Source organism: Sphingomonas sp. Leaf30 (assembly GCF_001422525.1).
Taxonomy (GTDB): domain Bacteria; phylum Pseudomonadota; class Alphaproteobacteria; order Sphingomonadales; family Sphingomonadaceae; genus Sphingomonas; species Sphingomonas aerolata.
Genome location: NZ_LMKZ01000016.1, coordinates 96,615 through 97,850 on the forward strand (window position 1 = coordinate 96,615; position 1,236 = coordinate 97,850).

Below are 1,236 nucleotides of genomic sequence, written 5' to 3' on the forward strand. Positions count from 1 at the left end.
AACCAAGCGTGGCTGCTGGCCCTGGAGGCCTGTCGCTGACCCTGCCCTCGGGGAAAGATCAATTGCACGGACTTATCGTGACCCGTCTCGAAGTGACCGTGACGCTGCGCCGCGATAATCACGTCGTATGGAAAGGGCAGGCGACCACGGTGCGCGCGAGCGGGACGCAAACGGGCGAACCCTCGGTTGTTGCAGCAGCCCTGTCGGATGCCCTCCTGACGTGGTTTCCGCGGCAGCTGCCGGGACCGCTGTCTGTCCCGTAAGATTCACCGGGTAACGCGATTATCAGCCTCTGATCTTCGATAACACGCGCGCCGCAACATTACTCCTGGCGGCAAGCTTCCGCCCATAGCGCAGTGCCGTCGACGGCGACGACCAACGGAGTGCCTGGGCAATGCCAACGCCGTCCTCACCGGCCGCAAACAGATCCTGCGTAAGCCCGACCCGAAGCGAATGACTCGACAGGGCACGCACCTCCTCCTCAACCTTCGCGATCGGCATCTCGACCAGCCCCTGGTCGAAGGCACTGAGCGCCACCCGCCGATAGATCCCGTTCACGCCCTGCCGGCTCAGCGACGCGGTCCCAACAGTGTAGACCGTCCTCGCCGGTTCGGCCTTCTTGCCACGGAGCTTCTCCTGCCAGTGCCGCGTGTGCCCCGGGATCGCCTCGTACGCCATCGGCGGAATTGCGGCGCGCAGACGGCGCCGATCGACCCCGACGCGGCGGAAGACCGGCCCCTCGGTGATGGCACTCGCTACCAGCCAGGCACCAACCCGGCGCATCGTGTCCGCGGACAGCCAGCCCCACGCCCCCTGCCCTTCCTGATCGGTCTTCGATGATGGGATGAATAAGAGCGCCGAACCATCGCTATGTGGATCGATGTGCGCGACGGCGACCGCGACGAGCTCGCTGACGCGCAATCCAGCGTCATAGCCGAGCGACAGCAGTGCGGCATCGCGCAGGCCCTGCAAATCGCCGCCACAGGCGCCAAGCAGCGCGGTCAACGTGAACCCCTTGGTATGAGGATCTAGCGAGGCCCCGAAGCGCAACGGGGCCGCCTGGCGCTGAGCAGCGCCACGCCGTCGGCGCAGGCCCTTGAGCGCGGCGCGGACCATGACGTGGCTGGTGGGCGCATGCCCCCTCTCCTGCATCCCTGACAGGCCGTGTGCGGCGGCAAGACTGGCAACCCGCCGGGCGACCGTCGCGGGCTTAGCGCCTTGCGCCTCGAGCATGGC

General features: G+C 67.0%; 1 protein-coding gene and 1 pseudogene. One reads left to right on the forward strand and one right to left on the reverse strand.

The genetic code is table 11. The features are described from left to right. Nucleotides 1–263: pseudogene (locus tag ASE89_RS21215) on the forward strand (hypothetical protein); the annotation flags it as partial. Nucleotides 264–285: 22 nt separating this feature from the next. Here the strand turns inward: ASE89_RS21215 and ASE89_RS12285 are convergent. Next, nucleotides 286–1,236 (reverse strand): hypothetical protein (locus ASE89_RS12285; protein WP_056678145.1); only part of this gene is annotated, 951 nt, incomplete at its 5' end.